We start from the raw sequence: 22190 nt of genomic DNA, 5'->3' as shown, positions 1-22190 counted from the left end.
GCTCCTACAGAGGGGCTCGCTTTTTCCGCGCCTGACGTGGCTTGCTCGGAGTTGCCTTGTTTCCGGCCGCTTTGCTTTTGCCACCTCCACCGCGACGTTTCTTCTTCCAGGGCGGGGCCGCCCCGGCCGCTGGCCCGCTGATGGTCATGCGCATGCCGCTGCAACGCTCTACCAGCTTGCCCATCCACGCCGACTGCCGGGCGACGAACTCGTCCAGGGTCATCTCGCCGCTTTGCACCATGTCCAGCGCCTGCTCCCAGATCGCCGTGGTGCCGGGATCGGCAATGGCGCGGGGAACGGCGTCGATCAGGCTGAAGGCCGCAGGTGTGCCCGACAACGCCTTGCCGTTCTTTACCAGGTAACCGCGGTCGAGCAGGCCCTGGATAATGCTGGCGCGGGTGGCCTCGGTGCCGATGCCGGTGGTTTCCTTGAGTTTCTGCTTCAGCCGAGGGTCATCCACCAGCTTGGCCACGTTTTTCATCGCCTTGATCAGGTCGCCTTCGGTAAACGGTTTGGGTGGCTGGGTCCACAGGTCTTTCAGTTGCAGGCCGTGTACGTTGCAGTCCTGGCCTTCGCGAAGCGCCGGCAGCACCTGGGCCGGTGCTGCCTCGCGGCCTTTGGCCGGGGTGAGCGCCTCGGGCAAGGCGCGGCGCCAGCCGGGCTCGACGATTTGCTTGCCCACAGCACGCAGCGCATGACCGGCGCAGTCGAAGTCGGCCTGGGTGCGGTCGTACTCATGGTTGGGCAGGAACTGCGCCAGATAGCGGGCGCGGATCAGGGTATACACGGCCTTGTGCTTGGCCGGCAGGCGCGAGGGGTCGCTGGCGGCGGCCGTGGGGATGATGCCATGGTGAGCGCTGACTTTGGCGTCGTTCCACGCCCGCGAGCGGCGTTGCGGCTCCAGGTAGGGCTGCAGCGGTGCCAGGCTGGCATCGGCCCGTTGCAGGGCGGCGAGGATGGCGGGTGCCTCGGCGTGCTGGCTTTGTGGCAAATAGCCGCAATCACTGCGCGGGTAGGTGATCAACTTGTGTGTTTCGTACAGTGCCTGGGCAATGTCGAGGGTTTCCTGGGCGCCGAGGCCGAACTTTTTCGAGCACAGCTCCTGCAGGGTGCCAAGGTCGAAGGGCAGCGGTGCTGCTTCGCGCACACGCTCGGTCGCTACCTTTACCGCTCGGGCAGTGCCGGCATGGCCGATGTCGGTGGCGGCCCGCTGTGCCAGGTCTTGCTTCAGGCAGCGGCCTTGGTCATCACAGGCGTCTTCGGGGGCACGCCATTGGGCATCGAAGCGTTGGCCGGCGTGTTCCAGCTGGACGTCGATGGCCCAGAACGGCACCGGTACGAAGTTGGCGATGCTGCGGTCGCGGTCGACCACCAGGCGCAAGGTCGGCGTTTGCACGCGGCCTACTGGCAGCACACCCTGGTAGCCGGATTGGCGGCCCAGCAAGGTGAACAGCCGGCTCATGTTCATGCCGATCAGCCAGTCGGCGCGCGAGCGGCCCAGCGCCGAGTGGTACAGGTTGAACGTCTCGTGGCCTGGCAGCAGGCGCGCCAGGGCCTTGCGGATGGAGGCGTCATCCAGCGCCGACAGCCACAGGCGCTGCACCGGGCCTCGGTAGCGGCAGTGCTCGACCAGCTCGCGGGCAATCATTTCGCCTTCGCGGTCGGCGTCGGTGGCAATCACCAGCTCCCGCGCTTCACCGAGCAGGCGTTTGACTGCCTTGAACTGGCTGGCGGTCTTGGGCTTTACCAGCATCTTCCACTTGTCTGGAATGATCGGCAGGTCGGCCAGGTTCCAGCGCTTGTAACGTTCGTCGTAGCTGTCGGGCGGGGCGGTTTCCAGCAGGTGGCCAATGCACCAGGTGACGCAGATATCGGTGCCTTGCCAGCAGCCGTCGCCTTTGCGGTTGGCGCCGAGCACTTTGGCAATGTCTTTTGCCTGGGAGGGTTTTTCACAGAGGAACAGGCGCATGGCCGGGACGCTTCATCGGGGTGGTGGGCCATAGGATGCGCAAGCGGGGGCGCAGAGGCAAGTTTTATCTGGATGGATGTACAGGTTTTTTGTCAGCGGGGATGTATATGGCCTGTGCCGGCCTCTTCGCGGGTAAACCCGCTCCTACAGGGACGCGTGGTGCTTGTAGGAGCGGGTTTACCCGCGAAGCGGCCGGCACAGGTGATGGATCAGGCGCGCGAGTCGCGCACCATGTCGACATGCGGGATGCCAGCTTCGAGGAATTCCTCGCTGACTACGCGAAAGCCCAGCCGCTCATAGAACGGCGTGGCGTGTACCTGGGCGCTGAGCATCTGCTGTTTCAGGTCGCGGTTCTGCGCTTCGACGATGACCGCATTGACCAACGCATCGCCCACCTTCAGGCCACGCCAGTCCTTGAGCACCGAGATGCGCCCGATGGTGCCGTCGGCCAGCAGGCGCGCAGTACCGATCGGATAGTCGCCTTCCAGGGCCAGGAAGTGCAGGGCATCCTGGTCTTCCGAATCGAACTCCAGCTCTGGCGGAATGTGCTGCTCGGCGACGAACACGGCTTCACGGATTCGGCGGATGTCGGCGTTGTCTTTGTGCCAATCGGCGAGGCGAACGCTGATCTTATTCATTGGCGAATCCCAGGCTCCCTTGTTTGACCAGCTGCTGTACCAGCATAAGGCCATCTTCGTCCTGCAGCCACTCGGCCAGGTTGTCGATGTGCAAGGCGTCGGCCGCACATACCAGCTTCAGCAGCTCTCGCAGTTTGCCGGGCAGTGGGCAACTACGGCCGCTGGCGAACAGCAGCAGGTCGTCTTCGAATTCCGACCAGGCCAGGCGTGCGCTGGGGTTGCGGATCAGGATGGCGCCCTGCTCAAGGGCGTCGATCAGCTCTTCCTCGCTCAGCTCTTCGCCAACGATCTGCTCGGGGTAGCGCGGCTCGGTCATGAACTGGCCGAACCAGGTCAGCAGCAGGTCCTTGTCGCCCATGTGCTTGTCGAGCAGCGCCTTGAGGCGGTCGAGGGCATCGTGCTGGATCTGGTGCGGGTCGCTGACCGGCTGGGCGTCGGCGTCGCTGTAGCGCTCTTCGTCGGGCAGGAACTGGCCGAGGAAGTCGGTGAAGTGGGTCAGCACTTCGGCAGCGCTCGGTGCGCGGAAGCCGACCGAGTAGGTCAGGCAGTCATCCACGGCCACACCGTAGTGGGCCAGGCGCGGTGGCAGGTAGAGCATGTCGCCGGGCTCCAGGGTCCACTCTTCACTCTGCTCGAACTCGGCCAGGATACGCAGGTCGGCGTGCTCCAGCAGCGGGCTGTCACTGCTGCACATCTGGCCGATCTTCCAGTTGCGCTGGCCGTGGCCCTGCAGCAGGAACACGTCGTAGTTGTCGAAGTGCGGGCCGACGCTGCCACCCGGGGCGGCGAAGCTGATCATCACGTCATCGATACGCCAGCTGGGCAGGAAGCGGAAGTTTTCCAGCAGTTCGGCCACTTCCGGAACGAACTGGTCAACGGCCTGTACCAGCAGGGTCCAGTCTTTTTCCGGCAGTTCGGCGAAGGTGTCTTCGTTGAACGGGCCGCGGCGCAGCTCCCACGGGTGTGCGCCGTGCTCCAGCACGATACGCGACTCGACTTCGTCTTCCAGGGCCAGGCCGGCGAGCTCGTCGGGGTCGATCGGGCTGATGAAGTCCGGGAAGGCCTGGCGTACCAGCAGCGGCTTCTTCTGCCAGTAGTCGCGCATGAATTCGCGGGCCGAGATGCCGCCGAGCAGCTGCAGTGGAGTATCAGGATTCATGTTCAACCTATTGAAAAAACGTAATTTTCGTACGGGAATAAAAAACGCCCGGCCAGGCCGGGCGTTGTACGCGACGCTCAGCTTAGATGCGTTTGGCCTGGGCCGCCGCGTTACCGATGTAGGTAGCGGGGGTCAGCTGCTTGAGCTCGGCCTTGGCTTCGGCTGGCATGTCCAGGCCGTCGATGAAGGTCAGCAGCGCTTCTGGGGTGATGCCCTTGCCACGGGTCAGCTCTTTGAGCTTCTCGTAGGGGTTTTCGATGTTGAAGCGGCGCATCACGGTCTGGATCGGCTCGGCCAGCACTTCCCAGCAGGCGTCCAGGTCGGCGGCGATGCGAGCTTCGTTGACTTCCAGCTTGCCGATGCCTTTCAGGCTGGCCTCGAAGGCGATCACGCTGTGGGCAAAGCCCACGCCCAGGTTGCGCAGCACGGTGGAGTCGGTCAGGTCACGCTGCCAGCGCGAGATCGGCAGCTTGCTGGCCAGGTGCTGGAACAGCGCGTTGGCGATACCCAGGTTGCCTTCGGAGTTTTCGAAGTCGATCGGGTTGACCTTGTGCGGCATGGTCGACGAACCGATTTCGCCGGCAACGGTCTTCTGCTTGAAGTAACCCAGGGAAATGTAGCCCCACACATCACGGTCGAAGTCGATCAGGATGGTGTTGAAGCGGGCGATGGCGTCGAACAGCTCGGCGATGTAGTCGTGCGGCTCGATCTGGGTGGTGTACGGGTTGAACTGCAGGCCCAGTTCGTCTTCGATGAAGGCGCGGGCGTTCTCTTCCCAGTCGATCTGCGAGTAGGCCGACAGGTGGGCGTTGTAGTTGCCCACGGCGCCGTTGATCTTGCCCAGCAGCGGCACGGCGGCAACCTGGGCGATCTGGCGCTCCAGGCGGTACACGACGTTGGCCAGTTCTTTACCCAGGGTGGTCGGGGAAGCCGGCTGACCATGGGTACGCGACAGCATTGGCACTTCGGCGTGGGCGTGGGCCAGGGCGCGGATGGCGTCGGCGACCTGGCGCATCAGCGGCAACAGCACTTCGTCACGGCCAGCGCGCAGCATCAGGGCGTGGGACAGGTTGTTGATGTCCTCGCTGGTGCAGGCGAAGTGGATGAACTCGCTGACCTTGGCCAGCTCAGGCAGCTTGGCGGCCTGCTCCTTGAGGAGGTATTCAATGGCCTTGACGTCGTGGTTGGTGGTGCGCTCGATTTCCTTGACGCGCTCGGCGTGCTCCAGCTTGAAATCGTTGGCCAGGCTGTCCAGCAGGGCGTTGGCTTCGGCGGAGAACGCCGGCACTTCGCCGATTTGCGGGTGGGCGGCCAGGCGCTGCAGCCAGCGCACTTCGACCAGGGCGCGGAAACGGATCAGGCCGAATTCGCTGAAAATGGGGCGCAAGGCCTGGGTTTTGCCGGCATAACGGCCGTCTACAGGGGAAACCGCAGTGAGCGAAGAAAGCTGCATGGGGTGTTCTCGGACAGTCAGGCTTTTGGAAGGGCGCATATCATACATGAAAATTGCGCCTGGGTCGGGTGGCTGACCAAAGGTCGGCCCAATTTGGATCTGTGGCAGCCCCTGTGGGAGCAGGCGTGCCCGCGAACACCGGCGTAGCCGGTGCCATACACCGCGTCGCCTGCTTCGCGGGCACGCCCGCTCCCACAAAGGGCAGCCCAGCCCGTCAGGTGGGGCTGCGCATCATGTCGTACAGTTCGTTCAGCAACTTGCGCCGGCTAAACACCAGCTGCCAGCGGTGCCCGCCCAGCTGCCGCCACAGTCGCGCGGCGCGGATGCCGGCCAGCAGCAAGGCGCGGATCTTCGAGGCGTTGTTGGGCTGCTGCAGGAAGCGCATGTCGCCGTGCACCTGAATGCGCTGGCGCAAGGTGCTCAGGGTGTCTTGATACAAGGCTCCACTGGAAGCGATGACGTTTTCGTGAACCAGGCCGAAATGCTCGGCCTGCGACTGGATTTGCGGCAGGCGGTTGCCGATGGTGTCCAGCAGGTCACCACGCTTGTTCAGCTGGCGTTCCAGGCCCAGCATCGACAGGGCGTAGCGCAGTGGCTCGCGCTGCAGGCTGTTGGGGTCGCGCTCGAGGGCGCCGATCAGCGCTCGGTAGCCGTCGCGCAGGTTCAGGTCGTCACCGCCGAACACCTCCAGGGTGTCCTTGGGGTCACGCACCAGCAGGCTGCCCAGCATGCAGCCGATATTGGCTTCACTGGCCTGGCCGGTGCGGGCGATGCGGTCGACAAGCACGGCGGCCTGGAACACACCGCCCAATGCGATCAGCTGCTCCTGCAGGTTGCTCATGCGCGCGGGCTCCACGGCTCGGCAGCCTCGATCACGCCGCCGCCCAGGCACACTTCGCCGTCATAGAACACCACCGACTGGCCCGGCGTCACGGCGCGCTGAGGCTCGTCGAACACGGCGCGGTAGCCGCTGGCGGTGCGTTCCAGGGTGCATCGCTGGTCGCTCTGGCGGTAGCGCACCTTGGCAGTCAACTGCCGTGGGCTGCCGAGGTCGACCGGGTTGACCCAGAAAATGTCCGAGGCCAGCAGGGCGCGGGAGAACAGCCAAGGGTGCTCGTTGCCCTGGCCGACCACCAGCACGTTGCGGGCCAGGTCCTTGTGCAGCACGTACCACGGCTCGTCACTGGCATCTTTCAGGCCGCCAATGCCCAGGCCCTGGCGCTGGCCGATGGTGTGGTACATCAGGCCATGGTGGCGGCCGATCACTTCACCTTCGGTGGTTTCAATTTCGCCCGGCTGGGCCGGCAGGTACTGCTTGAGGAAGTCGCTGAAGCGGCGCTCGCCAATGAAGCAGATGCCGGTGGAATCTTTCTTCTTGGCGGTGGCCAGGCCGTGCTTTTCGGCGATGGCGCGTACTTCGGGCTTTTCCAGTTCGCCGACCGGGAACAGCGTGCGGGCGATTTCCTGGCCGCCGACGGCGTGCAGGAAGTAGCTCTGGTCCTTGTTCGGGTCCAGGCCCTTGAGCAGTTCGGTGAGCGCGCCAGTATCGCGGCGGCGCACATAGTGGCCGGTGGCGATCAGGTCGGCACCCAGCGACAGGGCGTAGTCGAGGAACGCCTTGAACTTGATTTCGCGGTTGCAGAGGATGTCGGGGTTGGGGGTGCGGCCAGCCTTGTATTCCTCAAGGAAGTGCTCGAACACGTTGTCCCAGTATTCGGCGGCGAAGTTGGCGGTGTGCAGCTTGATGCCGATACGGTCGCACACGGCCTGGGCGTCGGCCAGGTCTTCACGGGCGGTGCAGTATTCGGTGCCGTCGTCCTCTTCCCAGTTCTTCATGAACAGCCCTTCCACCTGGTAGCCCTGCTCGATGAGCAGAAGGGCTGAGACGGAAGAGTCCACGCCGCCGGACATGCCGACGATGACGCGGGTCTTGGCGGGGTCTTTAAGTGCTGGGCTGGTCATGGGTACCGGTGTGTATCAAGGGGGAAAAACGCCGATTCTATCAAAACCGCGGCGCTGCGTCAGTCGCGTAGCAGGTCGAGGCTGTGCAGCGGGCCTTTGAGGTAGTCATCCAGGCAGCGCGGCACCAGCTCGCTGCGCCAGCGAGTGGGGTCGGCCAGCAGTTCGTCGCGGGTCAGCCACACGGCGCGGACGATGTCGCTGTCCAGTGCCAGGTCGGCGTGATGGCGCACGGGGCGGGCGGCGAAGCAGATGCGCTGGTAGGTCACGCCGTTGCTGGGGGCGGTGTACAGGTAGATGCCGACCACGCCGGTCAGCTCGACTTCCCAGGCGGTTTCCTCCAGGGTTTCGCGCAGGGCGGCCTGGGGCAGGGTCTCGTTGGGCTCGAGGTGGCCGGCCGGCTGGTTGAAGACGTGCTGGTTGGCTTTGAATTCCTCGACGAAGAGGAACTTGCCTTCGTGCTCGACGATGGTCGCTACGGTGATGTGGGGTTGCCAGGTCATTTGCCATGTCCTTTCAGATTGCCGGGACCGCCTTGCGGTCCTTCGCGGGCAAGCCCGCTCCCACAAGGTGCAGCGCAGGTCTCACAAACTGCACCTCTCCTGTAGGAGCGGGCTTGCCCGCGAAGGGCCGCAGAGCGGCCCGATTTCCCAGAAAGCACAAACCCCGGTGCGTGGCCGGGGTTTGTGCTATTACTTCAAGCGAACCTTACAGGGCAGCGATGGCGCTGTTCAGGGTCTGGCTTGGGCGCATCACCTTGGCGGTCAGCTCGGCATCCGGGGCGTAGTAGCCGCCGATGTCGGCTGGCTTGCCCTGAACGGCGTTGAGCTCGGCGACGATGGTCGCTTCGTTCTCGGCCAGGGTTTTTGCCAGTGGTGCGAAGCGTGCCTGCAGGGCAGCGTCGTCCGTCTGAGCGGCCAGGGCCTCGGCCCAGTACAGGGTCAGGTAGAAGTGGCTGCCGCGGTTGTCGATACCGCCGACTTTGCGCGACGGCGACTTGTTGGTGTCGAGGAACTTGCCGGTAGCCTGGTCCAGGGTGTTGGCCAGAACCTTGGCGCGCGGGTTGTCGTAGGTGTTGCCCAGGTGCTCCAGGGAAGCGGCCAGGGCCAGGAATTCACCCAGCGAGTCCCAACGCAGGAAGTTCTCTTCAACCAGCTGCTGCACGTGCTTCGGAGCCGAACCGCCGGCGCCGGTTTCGAACAGGCCACCGCCGCTCATCAGCGGTACGATCGACAGCATCTTGGCGCTGGTGCCCAGCTCCATGATCGGGAACAGGTCGGTCAGGTAGTCACGCAGCACGTTGCCGGTCACCGAGATGGTGTCCTTGCCTTCGCGGATGCGGGCCAGGGAGAACTTGATGGCGTCGACCGGTGCCAGGATGCGGATGTCCAGGCCGGTGGTGTCGTGATCTTTCAGGTACTTCTGCACCTTCTCGATCATGACGCCGTCGTGGGCGCGAGCCGGGTCCAGCCAGAACACCGCCGGGGTGTTGCTCAGGCGGGCACGGTTGACGGCCAGCTTGACCCAGTCCTGGATCGGCGCGTCCTTGGTCTGGCACATACGGAAGATGTCACCGGCTTCGACGTTCTGCTCCAGCACCACGTTGCCCTTGCCATCGACTACACGAACCACGCCGTCAGTCTTGACCTGGAAGGTCTTGTCGTGGGAGCCATACTCTTCGGCCTTTTGCGCCATCAGGCCAACGTTCGGCACGCTGCCCATGGTGGTCGGGTCGAAGGCACCGTTGACCTTGCAGTCTTCGATGGTGGCCTGGTAGATGCCGGCGTAGCAGCGGTCCGGGATCACGGCCTTGGCGTCTTGCAGTTCGCCTGCGGTGTTCCACATCTTGCCCGAGTCACGGATCATGGCCGGCATCGAGGCGTCGACGATCACGTCGCTCGGCACGTGCAGGTTGGTGATGCCTTTGTCGGAGTTGACCATGGCCAGGGCCGGGCGCTCGGCGTACAGGGCCTGGATGTCGGCTTCGATCTCGGCCTGCTTGTCAGCTGGCAGGTCCTTGATGCGGGCGTACAGGTCGCCGATACCGTTGTTGGCGTTGAAGCCTACTTCGGCCAGGGCAGCGGCGTGCTTGGTCAGCACGTCGTTGTAGAACTCTTCGACGATGACGCCGAACATGATCGGGTCGGAGACCTTCATCATGGTGGCTTTCAGGTGCACCGACAGCAGCACGCCGGCGGCCTTGGCGTCGGCGATCTGCTCGGCGATGAAGGCTTTCAGGGCCTTGCGGCTCAGGGTGGCGCAGTCGATGACTTCAGCGGCTTTGACGGCGGTTTTTTCTTTCAGCACGGTGGTGCTGCCGTCTTTGGCGACCAGCTCGATGCGCAGGCTGTCGTCAGCTTCGATCAGCGCGGCCTTTTCGCTGCCGTAGAAGTCGCCTTGGGTCATGTGGGCAACGTGCGACTTGGAGTCGGCGGCCCAGGCGCCCATCTTGTGTGGGTGCTTGCGGGCGTAGTTCTTGACCGACAGCGGCGCGCGGCGGTCGGAGTTGCCTTCGCGCAGCACCGGGTTCACGGCGGAACCCTTGATGCGGTCGTAGCGGGCACGGGATTCTTTTTCTTCCGCGGTGGCCGGCTCGTCGGCGTAGTCAGGGATGTTGAAGCCCTTGCCTTGCAGTTCCTTGATCGCGGCTTTGAGCTGCGGTACCGAGGCGCTGATGTTCGGCAGTTTGATGATGTTGGCTTCAGGGGTGGTAGCCAGCTGGCCCAGTTCCGCCAGGTGATCGCCTACTTGCTTCTCTGCGCCCAGTTGCTCCGGGAAGGCGGCAAGGATACGGCCAGCCAGGGAGATGTCGCGAGTTTCGACAGCGATGTCAGCCGAAGCGGTGAACGCTTCGATGATCGGCAGCAGCGAGTAAGTGGCGAGGGCGGGGGCTTCGTCGGTGAAGGTATAGATGATCTTGGAACGGGTGGGCATGCGGGTTAACTCTCTGTGTGCTGAGCGTGCTCGAGTCTCGTGGTGCGCAGGGTAGGCGCATCGCCCTGGCAGCGCCATGAGCGGAAAGTCGAGAGGCTGCGAGCGGTGATGGTGGATGCATCAGTCGAGCGTCAAGTGCTGAGCTGCGGTAACAACCCAGGCTTTATGGCCATTCATGGCCTAGGGCGGTCCGCATTTTCCTGGGATTCGCCCCGATGACCCTTCGGTCGCGGCGGAGTATACCAAACCATTCGGGCTAATCAGCAAGGCCAAGTGATATCGGCCCATTTATAAGACCAAAGACTAAGCGGCAATGCGGCGGGTTGTCGCATGCCTTGCAGGTCGGCAGATGTGGTTTAGGCTCAGTGGATCGCACGATGTCCAAACCACACCCGACAGCGGAGTAGTGCAAGCATGGGATACCAGAAAATCAAGGTTCCGACCGACGGCACCAAAATTACCGTCAATGCAGACCATTCGCTTAACGTGCCTGATCATCCGATCATTCCTTACATTGAAGGCGACGGGATCGGCGTCGATGTTTCGCCGGTAATGATCAAGGTGGTCGATGCCGCCGTGCAGAAGGCCTACGGCGGCAAGCGCAAGATTGCCTGGATGGAGGTGTACGCTGGCGAGAAAGCCACCCAGGTGTATGACCAGGATACCTGGCTGCCGCAGGAAACCCTCGATGCCGTGCGTGATTACGTGGTATCGATCAAGGGCCCGCTGACCACCCCGGTCGGTGGCGGCATCCGCTCGCTCAACGTGGCCCTGCGCCAGCAACTGGACCTGTATGTGTGCTTGCGGCCGGTGCTGTGGTTCCAGGGTGTACCGAGCCCGGTGAAAAAGCCGGGCGACGTCGACATGGTGATCTTCCGCGAGAACTCCGAAGACATCTATGCCGGCATCGAGTGGAAGGCCGGATCGCCCGAGGCGAACAAGGTGATCAAGTTTCTCAAGGAGGAAATGGGGGTCACCAAGATCCGCTTCGACCAGGATTGCGGCATTGGCATCAAGCCGGTGTCTAAGGAGGGTACCAAGCGTCTGGTGCGCAAGGCCCTGCAATACGTGGTGGATAACGACCGCGAATCGCTGACCCTGGTGCACAAGGGCAACATCATGAAGTTCACCGAGGGCGCGTTCAAGGACTGGGGGTACGAGGTGGCGCGTGACGAGTTCGGCGCTGAATTGCTCGATGGTGGCCCGTGGATGAAATTCAAGAACCCCAAGACCGGTCGCGAGGTCATCGTCAAGGACGCCATTGCCGACGCCATGCTGCAGCAGATCCTGCTACGCCCGGCCGAGTACGACGTGATCGCCACCCTCAACCTCAACGGTGACTACCTGTCCGATGCCCTGGCGGCGGAAGTGGGCGGTATCGGCATTGCGCCGGGCGCCAACCTGTCCGACACCGTGGCCATGTTCGAGGCCACTCACGGCACGGCGCCCAAGTATGCCGGGCAGGACAAGGTCAACCCGGGCTCGGTGATCCTCTCGGCAGAGATGATGCTGCGCCACATGGGTTGGACCGAGGCCGCCGACCTGATCATCAAAGGCACCAATGGTGCCATTGCGGCCAAGACCGTGACCTACGATTTCGAGCGGTTGATGGAAGGCGCCAAGCTGGTAAGCAGCTCAGGCTTTGGCGATGAAATGATCAAACACATGTAAGGCAACAGAAAACCGGCCGCCTCCTGTAAAGAAGCGGCCGGTTTTTTCGTCTATCGGCACAGCGCAGGCAGTCAGGCTTTTGCAGTTTCGCTTTGCGGCTCGCCCAGGGTTCTGGCAGCCTCTGCTGCAGCGGCCGCGGCATCTTTGATTTCGACGGCGTGCAAGCCTTTGGGGCCCTGGACGATGTCGAATATCACGGCCTGGCCAGCCTTCAGGGTCTTGTATCCGTCCATTCGGATGGCGGAATAATGGGCGAACAGGTCATCGGATTTACCTTCCTCATTGATGAATCCATAGCCCTTGGCATTGTTGAACCACTTGACTTTACCGCTTGCCATCCCTATGTCCCTCTGCAAAGGACTCCATCACTGGAGTATCATCCACTTCATCCGCATACGAACCTTGCGAAAAATCTGGTTGACTGCGCGGATCTTTATCGACCACGGTGGGTTCTTATTGGTTGTAACACCGTTTTGCCGATAGTCAAGGTCACGCGGCGCCTGCGCCGGCGGTGGCCTGTGCAGTCAACCCGCAACCTTAACCTGACGCTCATGATGAAATTCTTTCCATGCATGCACCTAGTGAGATTCGACTAACATTCAATCAGGATCGCCCGCAATCGAATGAGGACGACGGCTCAGGTCTTGCAGTTCAGGAAGCCAAGCCGATCCTGCAGGCGCCACCGATGTACAAGGTGGTTTTGTTCAACGATGACTACACACCAATGGATTTCGTCGTCGAAGTGCTCGAGACGTTCTTCAGTCTGAACCGCGAGCTGGCGACCAAGATCATGCTGACCGTCCATACCGAGGGGCGGGCAGTGTGCGGATTGTTTACCCGTGACATCGCCGAAACAAAGGCCATGCAGGTCAACCAATACGCCAGGGAAAGCCAGCATCCGCTACTCTGTGAAATCGAGAAGGACGGTTAATCGCCGACCACTTGGGTATGAGGTGAAGCTATGTTAAACCGCGAGCTCGAAGTCACCCTCAATCTTGCCTTCAAGGAGGCTCGTTCGAAGCGTCATGAGTTCATGACCGTCGAGCATCTGCTGCTGGCACTCCTTGACAATGAGGCTGCCGCGACCGTTCTGCGCGCCTGTGGCGCCAATCTCGACAAGCTCAAGCATGACCTGCAAGAGTTCATCGACTCCACCACGCCGTTGATCCCTGTCAACGACGAAGACCGTGAAACCCAGCCAACCCTGGGCTTCCAGCGCGTGCTGCAGCGTGCCGTGTTCCACGTGCAAAGCTCTGGCAAGCGCGAAGTGACCGGCGCCAACGTGCTGGTGGCGATCTTCAGCGAACAGGAAAGCCAGGCCGTGTTCCTGCTCAAGCAGCAGAGCGTGGCCCGTATCGACGTGGTCAACTACATCGCCCATGGCATCTCCAAGGTGCCAGGGCATGGTGCGCAGTCTGAAAGCGAGCAGGACATGCAGGACGAAGAGGGCGGCGAAACCTCCTCTTCGAGCAACCCGCTGGACGCCTACGCCAGCAACCTGAACGAGCTGGCCCGTGCCGGCCGTATCGACCCGCTGGTCGGTCGCGAGCAGGAAGTGGAACGCGTGGCGCAAATCCTGGCCCGTCGGCGCAAGAACAACCCGCTGCTGGTGGGTGAGGCTGGCGTGGGCAAGACGGCCATCGCCGAAGGCCTGGCCAAGCGCATCGTCGATGGTCAGGTGCCTGACCTGCTGGCCCAGAGCGTGGTGTACTCCCTCGATCTGGGCGCCTTGCTGGCCGGTACCAAATACCGTGGTGACTTCGAGAAGCGCTTCAAGGCGCTGCTCGGTGAGCTGCGCAAGCGTCCGCAGGCCATCCTGTTCATCGACGAAATTCACACCATCATCGGCGCCGGTGCGGCGTCGGGCGGGGTGATGGATGCCTCCAACCTGCTCAAGCCGCTGCTGTCGTCGGGTGAAATCCGCTGCATCGGCTCGACCACGTTCCAGGAGTTTCGCGGCATCTTCGAGAAGGACCGTGCCCTGGCGCGGCGCTTCCAGAAGGTGGATGTCAGCGAGCCATCGGTCGAAGACACCGTGGGGATTCTGCGCGGCCTGAAAGGGCGTTTCGAAAGCCACCACAACATCGAGTACAGCGACGAAGCCCTGCGCGCCGCCGCCGAACTGGCTTCGCGCTACATCAACGACCGGCACATGCCTGACAAGGCCATTGATGTGATCGACGAGGCTGGGGCCTACCAGCGCCTGCAGCCAGAGGCCAATCGCGTCAAGCGCATTGATGTGCCGCAAGTGGAGGACATCGTCGCCAAGATTGCGCGAATTCCGCCGAAGCACGTCACCAGTTCCGACAAGGAGCTGCTGCGTAACCTTGAGCGCGACCTGAAACTGACCGTGTTTGGCCAGGACCAGGCAATCGACTCGCTGGCCACCGCGATCAAGCTGTCCCGTGCCGGCCTCAAGTCGCCAGACAAGCCGGTGGGTTCGTTCCTGTTCGCCGGCCCTACCGGCGTCGGCAAGACCGAAGCGGCTCGGCAACTGGCCAAGGCGCTGGGTGTGGAGTTGGTGCGTTTCGACATGTCTGAGTACATGGAGCGTCACACCGTGTCGCGTTTGATTGGTGCGCCGCCGGGTTATGTTGGTTTTGACCAGGGTGGCTTGTTGACCGAGGCGATCACCAAACAGCCGCACTGCGTATTGTTGCTCGATGAAATCGAGAAGGCCCACCCGGAAGTCTTCAATCTGCTGCTGCAGGTGATGGACCACGGTACCTTGACCGACAACAACGGGCGCAAGGCCGACTTCCGTAACGTGATCCTGATCATGACCACCAACGCCGGTGCAGAAACCGCGGCGCGGGCGTCGATCGGCTTCACTCATCAGGACCACGCGTCCGATGCCATGGAAGTGATCCGCAAGAGCTTCACGCCAGAGTTCCGCAACCGTCTGGATACCATCATCCAGTTTGGCCGCCTGAGCACGGAGACGATCAAAAGCATCGTCGACAAGTTCCTTATCGAATTGCAGGCGCAACTGGAAGACAAGCGTGTGCTGCTGGAAGTCAGCGATGAAGCACGCGGTTGGCTGGCGGTTTCGGGCTATGACGTGCAGATGGGCGCGCGGCCAATGGCGCGGCTGATCCAGGACAAGATCAAGCGGCCGCTGGCCGAGGAGATCCTGTTTGGCGAGCTGGCCGAGCATGGTGGCGTGGTGCATGTCGACCTGCGCGATGGCGAACTGGTGTTCGACTTCGAAACCACCGCTGAGGTCGCGTGATGTGCAGGGGCTGCCTTGCAGCCCCTGCAGTTTCAAAAGGCACAAAAAAGCCCGGCACCTGGCCGGGCTTTTTCATGGCTTGAGTTTAGCGCGCACGGTAGGTGATGCGGCCCTTGCTCAGGTCGTACGGCGTCAGCTCGACGCGGACCTTGTCGCCAGTGAGAATACGGATGTAGTTCTTGCGCATCTTTCCGGAGATGTGCGCGGTTACGACGTGCCCGTTTTCCAACTCCACGCGGAACATGGTGTTGGGCAGGGTGTCGACGACAGTACCTTCCATTTCGAAGCTGTCTTCTTTCGACATGCAGTTGAGCCCTCGGATCCAGTGTTAGCCCGACGCATATCCGCACCGGGCAAAAAAGTGGCGTGGATTATGCCGGAAAACTGCGTGTCAAGCCAATGCTTTCAGTTGAGGGTGACCCAGCGCTGGTTTATCAGCAGCTCGATAGGTCGGTACTGCGTCTTGTAGTTCATCTTCTTGCAGTTCTTGATCCAGTAGCCCAGGTAAACCGCCTCCAGGTTCTGGCGCAGCGCTTCGGTGATCTGCCAGAGAATGGCGAAACGGCCGAGGCTGCGGCGCTCCTCGTCCGGCTCGTAGAAGGTGTACACCGCTGACAGGCCATTGGGCAGCAGGTCGCACACTGCCACCGCCATCAACCGGCCTTCCAGGCGAAATTCGTAGAACCAGCAGAACGGCAGGTCGCGTACCAGGAAGGTGGAAAACTGATCGCGGCTGGGTGGGTACATGTCGCCATCGGCGTGGCGCGTTTCGATATAGCGCCGGTACAGCTCGAAGTACTCTTCCTTGAACGCCGGGCGCGCTGCGGTTACGGTCAGGTCGGCGTTACGTTTGAGTATGCGACGCTGCTGGCGGTTGGGGATGAAACGCGCCGCCGGGATGCGCGCCGGCACGCAGGCGTTGCAGTTCTGGCAGTGTGGGCGGTACAGGTGGTCGCCACTGCGGCGAAAGCCCATTTCCGACAAATCGGCGTACACGTGCACGTCCATCGGCTGGCTGGGGTCGAGGAACAGCGTGGTCGCCTGCTCCTCCGGCAGGTAGCTGCAGGAGTGGGGCTGAGTGGCATAGAACTTCAACCGCGCCAACTCTGTCATGATCAACCCCTTCGGTGAGACTTTGTTTTAAGTGTAAGCCAGCTACGGGAACTCGCCTAGGCAACCCATGAAGCACTGTTGGGTTGGTCAAGGTGGCGTGCCAGGTAGCTGGCGAACTCGGCACGGCTGATGGCGTGGGCGCCCAGGCTGTGCAGGTGGTTGGTCGGCATCTGGCAGTCGATAAGCACGAAGCCGGCGTCTCGCAGGTGGTTGACCAAGGTCACGAAGCCGACCTTGGAGGCGTTGTCGGCGCGGCTGAACATCGATTCGCCAAAGAACAGCTGGCCCATGGCGAGGCCGTACAGGCCCCCGACCAGTTCGCCGTCCTGGCGAACTTCGACCGAATGGGCGATGCCGCGGCGGTGCAGCTCGCAGTAGGCGTTGCGCATGGTGTCGGTGATCCAGGTGCCGTCAGCGTAGTCGCGAGGCGCGGCGCAGGCGGCGATCACGGCCGGGAAGTCGGTGTCGAAGCTGACCTGGTAGCGGCCTTGGCGCATCAGCTTGGCCAGCGAGCGTGACACATGCAACTGGTCAGGCAACAACACCGTGCGCGGGTCGGGTGACCACCACAGGATCGGTTGGCCGTCCTGGTACCACGGGAAGCAGCCATGGCGATACGCCTGCACCAGACGCTCGGGGCTCAGGTCACCGCCGGCGGCCAGTAGGCCGTTGGGGTCGTGCAGCGCCTTTTCCAGTGGCGGGAAGGTCAGCGAGTCGCGGGTCAGCCAGGTGAGCATGGTCTATCGTGCGGTGGGGGAGGGGAGAGGGCAGCATGGCTTGGGTCAAAAGCGGGGTCAATCTCTTTGGGTGCCTCAAAGCCAGCGCGGTAACCTGCACAAGCTACCCCCTACAGGGAGGTGAGGCCGTTTTGCGGCAATTCAGGGCAATTTCCTACACATTCATCAAACCGCAGGCACCATCCGCTACATTTGCTGTCACACCTGTGCAAAAACACAGCATAAGCCTTTGTCACAAAAGAAAATGCATGCTCAAATTGCAGCTATATGAATTCGCCCCCGGCCAAACCCCCATACGGCGTGCCGCCATGGCGGCTGGCGGGCAGTAATGTTAAAAGTAGTGGTTCGTTGGTCGCGCAGCGGCCGATCACTATTGGACGCGCACCACGCGCAGGAATAGACGCGTTTTGAAGAAATCCACCGCAACTCCAGCTCCATTGCCTGTGCCACTGTGGCGGCAGCAGCTGCATTATCGCCTCAAGGAAGGTGCGTTGATCGCTGTCGGCGCGCTGTGCCTGTACCTGTGGATGGCGCTGCTGACCTACGATACGTCGGACCCGGGCTTCAGCCACACCAGCAACGTCGACCAGGTGCAGAATGCGGCCGGGCGTGCCGGTGCCTACTTCGCCGACATCCTGTTCATGGTGCTGGGTTACTTCGCCTATATTTTCCCGCTGCTGCTGGCGGTCAAGACTTGGCAGATTTTCCGCGAACGCCACCAGCCGTGGGATTGGAGCGGCTGGCTGTTCTCCTGGCGGCTGATTGGCCTGGTGTTCCTGGTGCTGTCGGGGGCAGCGCTGGCGCATATCCACTTCCACCCGCCCGCCAGCCTGCCGTTCTCCGCCGGTGGTGCACTGGGCGAAAGCCTGGGCGACCTGGCGCGCAACCTGCTGAACGTGCAGGGCAGCACGCTGATGTTCATTGCCCTGTTCCTGTTCGGCCTGACCGTCTTCACCGACCTGTCGTGGTTCAAGGTGATGGACCTGACCGGCAAGATCACCCTCGACCTGTTCGAACTGGTGCAAGGGGCTGCCACCCGCTGGTGGGAAGCGCGCAACGAGCGCAAGCGCCTTGAGGCACAGCTGCGCGAGGACGAACCGGTGTTCAAGGCCGCGCCGATGGCTGCCGAGAAGCGCGAGCCGGCCAAACCGTCACTGCGCGAGCGCATCCTCAAGCGTGAAGAGCCACCCGCTCAGCCGGTCGAGCCACGTGAGCCAACCCTTGCACGCGAACCGATTGTGCCGCCACGTGAAACGGCGCCTGAGGCATTGGCGCCGCGTGAAACCGTGGTGCCCCGCCAGCAGCACGCAGCGCCCACCATTGTGCCGCCGTCAGCCGCCAAGGCGCCGGAGCCGAGCAAGCGGGCGATGAAGGAAAAGCAGGCGCCGCTGTTCGTCGACAGCGCCGTGGAAGGCACCTTGCCCTCGATTTCCATCCTCGACCCGGCCGAACAGAAAAAGATCGAGTATTCGCCAGAGTCCCTGGCTGGCGTCGGTCAGCTGCTGGAAATCAAGCTCAAGGAATTCGGTGTGGAAGTGGCGGTGGACTCGATCCACCCCGGCCCGGTAATTACCCGTTACGAAATCCAGCCGGCCGCCGGCGTGAAGGTCAGCCGCATCGCCAACCTGGCCAAGGACCTGGCGCGCTCGCTGGCCGTGACCAGTGTGCGAGTGGTCGAGGTCATCCCTGGCAAGACCACGGTAGGTATCGAGATACCCAACGAAAACCGCCAGATGGTGCGCTTCTCCGAAGTGCTGGCCACGCCGCAGTACGACGAGCAGAAATCGCCCGTCACGCTGGCGCTGGGCCACGACATTGGCGGCAAGCCGGTGATCACTGACCTGGCCAAGATGCCGCACCTGTTGGTGGCCGGTACTACCGGCTCCGGTAAGTCGGTGGGTGTGAACGCGATGATTTTGTCGATCCTGTTCAAGTCCAGCCCGGAAGACGCGCGGCTGATCATGATCGACCCGAAAATGCTTGAACTGTCGATCTACGAAGGCATCCCGCACTTACTGTGCCCGGTGGTCACCGACATGAAGGACGCCGCCAACGCCCTGCGCTGGAGCGTGGCCGAGATGGAGCGGCGCTACAAACTGATGGCGGCCATGGGCGTGCGTAACCTGGCCGGTTTCAACCGCAAGATCAAGGACGCCCAGGAAGCGGGCGAAATCATCCATGACCCGCTGTATCGCCGTGAGAGCATGGACGATGAGCCGCCTGCGCTGAAAACCTTGCCGACCATCGTGGTGGTGGTGGACGAATTCGCCGACATGATGATGATCGTCGGCAAGAAGGTCGAAGAGCTGATCGCCCGTATCGCGCAGAAGGCACGGGCGGCCGGTATTCACCTGATCCTCGCGACCCAGCGCCCGTCGGTGGACGTGATCACCGGCCTGATCAAGGCCAACATCCCGACCCGTATGGCGTTCCAGGTGTCGAGCAAGATCGACTCGCGTACCATCATCGACCAGGGCGGTGCCGAACAGCTGCTGGGCCATGGCGACATGCTGTACATGCCGCCGGGCACCAGCCTGCCGATCCGGGTGCACGGCGCATTCGTGTCCGACGACGAAGTGCACCGCACGGTCGAGGCGTGGAAGCTGCGTGGCGCCCCGGACTACAACGACGACATCCTCAACGGCGTCGAAGAGGCCGGTAGCGGCTTTGACGGCGGCGGCGGCGGTGGCGAGGGTGACGATGCCGAAACCGACGCCCTGTATGATGAGGCGGTGCAATTCGTGCTCGAGAGCCGTCGCGCCTCCATTTCTGCCGTGCAACGCAAGCTGAAGATCGGCTACAACCGTGCCGCGCGCATGATCGAGTCGATGGAGATGGCCGGCGTTGTCACCCCGATGAACAGCAACGGCTCGCGGGAAGTGATAGCCCCGGGCGGCCCGCGCGACTGATGAACACCCTGCCTGGCGCCAACGGTGGCGCCAGGCCTTTTCAACGCTCAATGAGGATTCCCATGCGCGCGATTCGCATGCTGTTGGTTTCTGCCCTGACCCTGGGCTCGGTTACTGCTTATGCCGGTGAGCAAGACGTACAACGCCTGACCCAGTTGCTGGAAAAGTCGCAGACCATCGAGGCCAACTTCTCCCAGCTGACCCTGGGCGCCGATGGCACCAGCCTGCAGGAAACCTCGGGCAAGATGACGGTCAAGCGCCCGGGCCTGTTCTACTGGCACACCGATGCACCGCAGGAGCAGGTGGTGGTGTCGGACGGCAAGAACGTCACCCTGTGGGACCCGGACCTGGAGCAGGCCACCATCAAGAAGCTCGACGTGCGCCTGAACCAGACCCCGGCCCTGTTGCTGTCCGGGGACGTGTCGAAGATCAGCCAGAGCTTCGACATCGCCTCGAAGGAGCAGGGTGAGGTGATGGACTTCACCCTCAAGCCAAAGACCAAGGACACCCTGTTCGACTCGCTGCGCGTGTCGTTCCGCAAAGGCCTGATCAATGACATGCAGCTGATCGACAGCGTCGGCCAGCGCACCAACATCCTGTTCAATGGCGTCAAGGCCAACCAGGCGGTGCCGGACAGCAAGTTCAAGTTCGACATCCCCAAGGGCGCGGACGTGATCAAGGAGTAACCAGAGCTCGCCATGGACCTGTTTCGAAGCGAACCTGTCGCCCAGCCCCTGGCCGCCCGTCTGCGCCCGTCCAGCCTGGATGAGTATGTCGGCCAGGAGCACCTGCTGGCGCGCGGTAAACCGCTGCGCGAAGCGCTGGAACAAGGTGCGCTGCACTCGATGATCTTCTGGGGGCCGCCCGGGGTCGGCAAGACCACGCTGGCGCGGTTGCTGGCGCAGTTCTGCGATGCGCACTTCGAAACGGTGTCGGCGGTGCTGGCCGGGGTGAAAGAGATCCGCCAGGCGGTGGAGGTGGCCAAACAGCAGGCTGGCCAATATGGCCGTCGCACCATCCTGTTCGTTGACGAGGTGCACCGCTTCAACAAGTCGCAGCAGGACGCCTTTTTGCCCTATGTCGAGGACGGCACCCTGCTGTTCATCGGTGCCACCACCGAAAACCCGTCGTTCGAGCTGAACAACGCGCTGCTGTCACGGGCGCGGGTGTATGTGCTCAAGAGCCTGGACGAAGCGGCCTTGCGCAAGCTGGTCAACCGTGCGCTGACGGAAGCGCGTGGCCTGGGCAAGCGCAACCTGCGGGTGGGCGACGACGCCTTCAAGATGCTGATGGCCGCCGCCGACGGCGATGGCCGGCGCATGCTCAACTTCCTTGAGAACGCCTCGGACCTGGCTGAAGACGGCAGCGAGATCGACGTCGAGATGCTACAGAGCCTGCTGGGTGACAGTCGCCGCCGCTTCGACAAAGGCGGCGAGGCGTTTTACGACCAGATATCCGCACTGCACAAGTCGGTGCGCGGCTCCAACCCCGATGGCGCCCTGTACTGGTTTGCACGCATGCTCGACGGCGGCTGCGATCCGTTGTACATCGCCCGCCGCGTGGTGCGCATGGCCAGCGAGGACATCGGCAACGCCGACCCGCGTGCGCTTAGCCTGTGCCTGGCAGCCTGGGATGTGCAGGAGCGCCTTGGCAGCCCCGAGGGCGAGTTGGCGGTGGCACAGGCCATCACCTACCTGGCCTGCGCACCCAAGAGCAACGCGGTGTACGTGGGGTTCAAGACCGCCCTGCGCGAAGCGGCTGAGCATGGTTCGCTGGAGGTGCCGTTGCACCTGCGCAATGCCCCGACCAAGCTGATGAAACAGTTGGGCTATGGCGACGAGTACCGCTATGCCCACGATGAGCCTGACGCCTACGCCGCCGGTGAGGATTACTTCCCCGACGAGCTGGAACCGCGCCAGTACTATCAGCCGGTGCCCCGTGGCCTGGAACTGAAAATTGGCGAGAAGCTGCGCCATCTGGCCGACCTCGACCGCAACAGCCCCCGCCAGCGGAGAAAACCGTGATTGCACTCATCGCCGCAGTCAGCGCGGGTGGTATTGCCGGCACCTTGTTGCGCTTTGCTACCACCAACTGGGTAGCGGCCCACTGGCCACGGCACTTCTATGCCGGTACGCTGGCGGTCAACCTGGTTGGCTGTCTGCTGATCGGCTTGCTCTATGGCTTGTTCTTGCACAAGCCGCTGGCGCCGGTCGAACTGCGCGCCGGCCTGATTGTCGGCTTCCTCGGGGGCCTGACGACCTTTTCCTCCTTCTCGCTCGATACCGTGCGCCTGATGGAAAGCGGGCAAGTGCCCCTTGCCTTGGGCTATACCAGTATCAGCGTAGTGGGCGGGCTGCTCGCAACCTGGGCTGGCCTGTCCCTGACCCGATTCTGAACCAACACCTACACATAACGA

At 62.7% G+C, this 22190-nt stretch carries 19 protein-coding genes; 7 read left to right on the top strand and 12 right to left on the bottom strand.

Features of this window, described 5'->3' with window-relative positions; translation table 11 throughout:
- Positions 1 to 4 precede the first annotated feature (4 nt).
- The 8 genes from V6093_RS08820 to V6093_RS08785 form a co-directional block, all read right to left on the bottom strand.
- On the bottom strand, positions 5 to 1969 hold the full coding sequence (locus V6093_RS08820; protein WP_265978071.1) for a DNA topoisomerase III: 1965 nt from the start codon (positions 1967 to 1969) through the stop codon (positions 5 to 7).
- Positions 1970 to 2178: 209 nt separating this feature from the next.
- On the bottom strand, positions 2179 to 2607 hold the full coding sequence (locus V6093_RS08815) for a GNAT family N-acetyltransferase (protein ID WP_003251237.1): 429 nt from the start codon (positions 2605 to 2607) through the stop codon (positions 2179 to 2181).
- Positions 2600 to 3766 (bottom strand): cupin domain-containing protein, encoded by a 1167-nt coding sequence (locus V6093_RS08810; RefSeq protein ID WP_070096676.1) that lies wholly within the window; start codon positions 3764 to 3766, stop codon positions 2600 to 2602. Before V6093_RS08810 ends, V6093_RS08815 begins: the two co-directional genes overlap by 8 nt.
- 82 nt (positions 3767 to 3848) lie before the next feature.
- Positions 3849 to 5219, bottom strand: coding sequence for an adenylosuccinate lyase (purB, locus tag V6093_RS08805; protein ID WP_003251234.1), 1371 nt, complete (start codon positions 5217 to 5219; stop codon positions 3849 to 3851).
- A 214-nt stretch (positions 5220 to 5433) separates the two neighbouring features.
- Positions 5434 to 6060: a high frequency lysogenization protein HflD gene (gene hflD / locus V6093_RS08800; RefSeq protein WP_003251232.1), complete on the bottom strand. Its 627-nt coding sequence runs from the start codon at positions 6058 to 6060 to the stop codon at positions 5434 to 5436.
- Positions 6057 to 7181, bottom strand: coding sequence for a tRNA 2-thiouridine(34) synthase MnmA (mnmA, locus tag V6093_RS08795; protein ID WP_406669772.1), 1125 nt, complete (start codon positions 7179 to 7181; stop codon positions 6057 to 6059). Before mnmA ends, hflD begins: the two co-directional genes overlap by 4 nt.
- A gap of 59 nt (positions 7182 to 7240) precedes the next feature.
- Positions 7241 to 7681 carry an NUDIX hydrolase gene (locus tag V6093_RS08790; protein WP_003251227.1) on the bottom strand — a complete coding sequence of 147 codons (441 nt, stop codon included), beginning with the start codon at positions 7679 to 7681 and terminating at the stop codon, positions 7241 to 7243.
- Between the two features lie 205 nt (positions 7682 to 7886).
- Positions 7887 to 10112 carry an NADP-dependent isocitrate dehydrogenase gene (locus V6093_RS08785; protein WP_406669771.1) on the bottom strand — a complete coding sequence of 742 codons (2226 nt, stop codon included), beginning with the start codon at positions 10110 to 10112 and terminating at the stop codon, positions 7887 to 7889.
- Positions 10113 to 10526: 414 nt separating this feature from the next.
- On the opposite strand from V6093_RS08785, the gene icd reads away from it, so the two are divergent.
- Positions 10527 to 11783: an NADP-dependent isocitrate dehydrogenase gene (gene icd, locus V6093_RS08780; protein ID WP_047604806.1), complete on the top strand. Its 1257-nt coding sequence runs from the start codon at positions 10527 to 10529 to the stop codon at positions 11781 to 11783.
- A gap of 71 nt (positions 11784 to 11854) precedes the next feature.
- On the opposite strand, the gene cspD is transcribed toward icd, so the two are convergent.
- Entirely contained in the window at positions 11855 to 12121 is a 267-nt protein-coding gene (gene cspD / locus V6093_RS08775) for a cold shock domain-containing protein CspD (RefSeq protein ID WP_014590372.1), read from the bottom strand.
- A 230-nt stretch (positions 12122 to 12351) separates the two neighbouring features.
- Here cspD and clpS point away from each other — a divergent pair, with 230 nt between their 5' ends.
- Together clpS and clpA are read left to right on the top strand one after the other, a co-directional pair.
- On the top strand, positions 12352 to 12714 hold the full coding sequence (gene clpS / locus V6093_RS08770; RefSeq protein ID WP_003251220.1) for an ATP-dependent Clp protease adapter ClpS: 363 nt from the start codon (positions 12352 to 12354) through the stop codon (positions 12712 to 12714).
- Positions 12715 to 12744: 30 nt separating this feature from the next.
- Positions 12745 to 15015, top strand: a complete 2271-nt coding sequence (gene clpA, locus V6093_RS08765) for an ATP-dependent Clp protease ATP-binding subunit ClpA (protein ID WP_003251217.1) — start codon at positions 12745 to 12747, stop codon at positions 15013 to 15015.
- An 85-nt stretch (positions 15016 to 15100) separates the two neighbouring features.
- Here clpA and infA read toward each other — a convergent pair whose 3' ends face one another.
- From infA to aat, 3 genes are all read right to left on the bottom strand, one after another.
- Positions 15101 to 15319, bottom strand: coding sequence for a translation initiation factor IF-1 (gene infA, locus V6093_RS08760; RefSeq protein ID WP_002553999.1), 219 nt, complete (start codon positions 15317 to 15319; stop codon positions 15101 to 15103).
- Positions 15320 to 15420: 101 nt separating this feature from the next.
- Positions 15421 to 16128 carry an arginyltransferase gene (locus tag V6093_RS08755; protein ID WP_003251215.1) on the bottom strand — a complete coding sequence of 236 codons (708 nt, stop codon included), beginning with the start codon at positions 16126 to 16128 and terminating at the stop codon, positions 15421 to 15423.
- Positions 16129 to 16184: 56 nt separating this feature from the next.
- Positions 16185 to 16865 (bottom strand): leucyl/phenylalanyl-tRNA--protein transferase, encoded by a 681-nt coding sequence (aat, locus tag V6093_RS08750; RefSeq protein ID WP_003251213.1) that lies wholly within the window; start codon positions 16863 to 16865, stop codon positions 16185 to 16187.
- Positions 16866 to 17272: 407 nt separating this feature from the next.
- Here aat and V6093_RS08745 point away from each other — a divergent pair, with 407 nt between their 5' ends.
- The 4 genes from V6093_RS08745 to crcB all read left to right on the top strand — a co-directional run bounded on the left by V6093_RS08745 (position 17273) and on the right by crcB (position 22169).
- Positions 17273 to 19774 (top strand): DNA translocase FtsK, encoded by a 2502-nt coding sequence (locus V6093_RS08745; protein WP_014859313.1) that lies wholly within the window; start codon positions 17273 to 17275, stop codon positions 19772 to 19774.
- Between the two features lie 62 nt (positions 19775 to 19836).
- A complete protein-coding gene (lolA, locus tag V6093_RS08740; RefSeq protein ID WP_003251209.1) occupies positions 19837 to 20460 on the top strand; it encodes an outer membrane lipoprotein chaperone LolA in 624 nt (207 codons plus the stop codon).
- Positions 20461 to 20472: 12 nt separating this feature from the next.
- A complete protein-coding gene (locus V6093_RS08735; RefSeq protein WP_003251207.1) occupies positions 20473 to 21798 on the top strand; it encodes a replication-associated recombination protein A in 1326 nt (441 codons plus the stop codon).
- Positions 21795 to 22169: a fluoride efflux transporter CrcB gene (gene crcB, locus V6093_RS08730; RefSeq protein WP_003251205.1), complete on the top strand. Its 375-nt coding sequence runs from the start codon at positions 21795 to 21797 to the stop codon at positions 22167 to 22169. Before V6093_RS08735 ends, crcB begins: the two co-directional genes overlap by 4 nt.
- Positions 22170 to 22190 lie beyond the last annotated feature (21 nt).

The organism is Pseudomonas putida group bacterium ESBL64 (assembly GCF_045277175.1).
In the GTDB taxonomy this organism is placed as follows: domain Bacteria; phylum Pseudomonadota; class Gammaproteobacteria; order Pseudomonadales; family Pseudomonadaceae; genus Aquipseudomonas; species Aquipseudomonas alloputida.
This window is presented reverse-complemented; position numbering and strand designations above follow the sequence as displayed.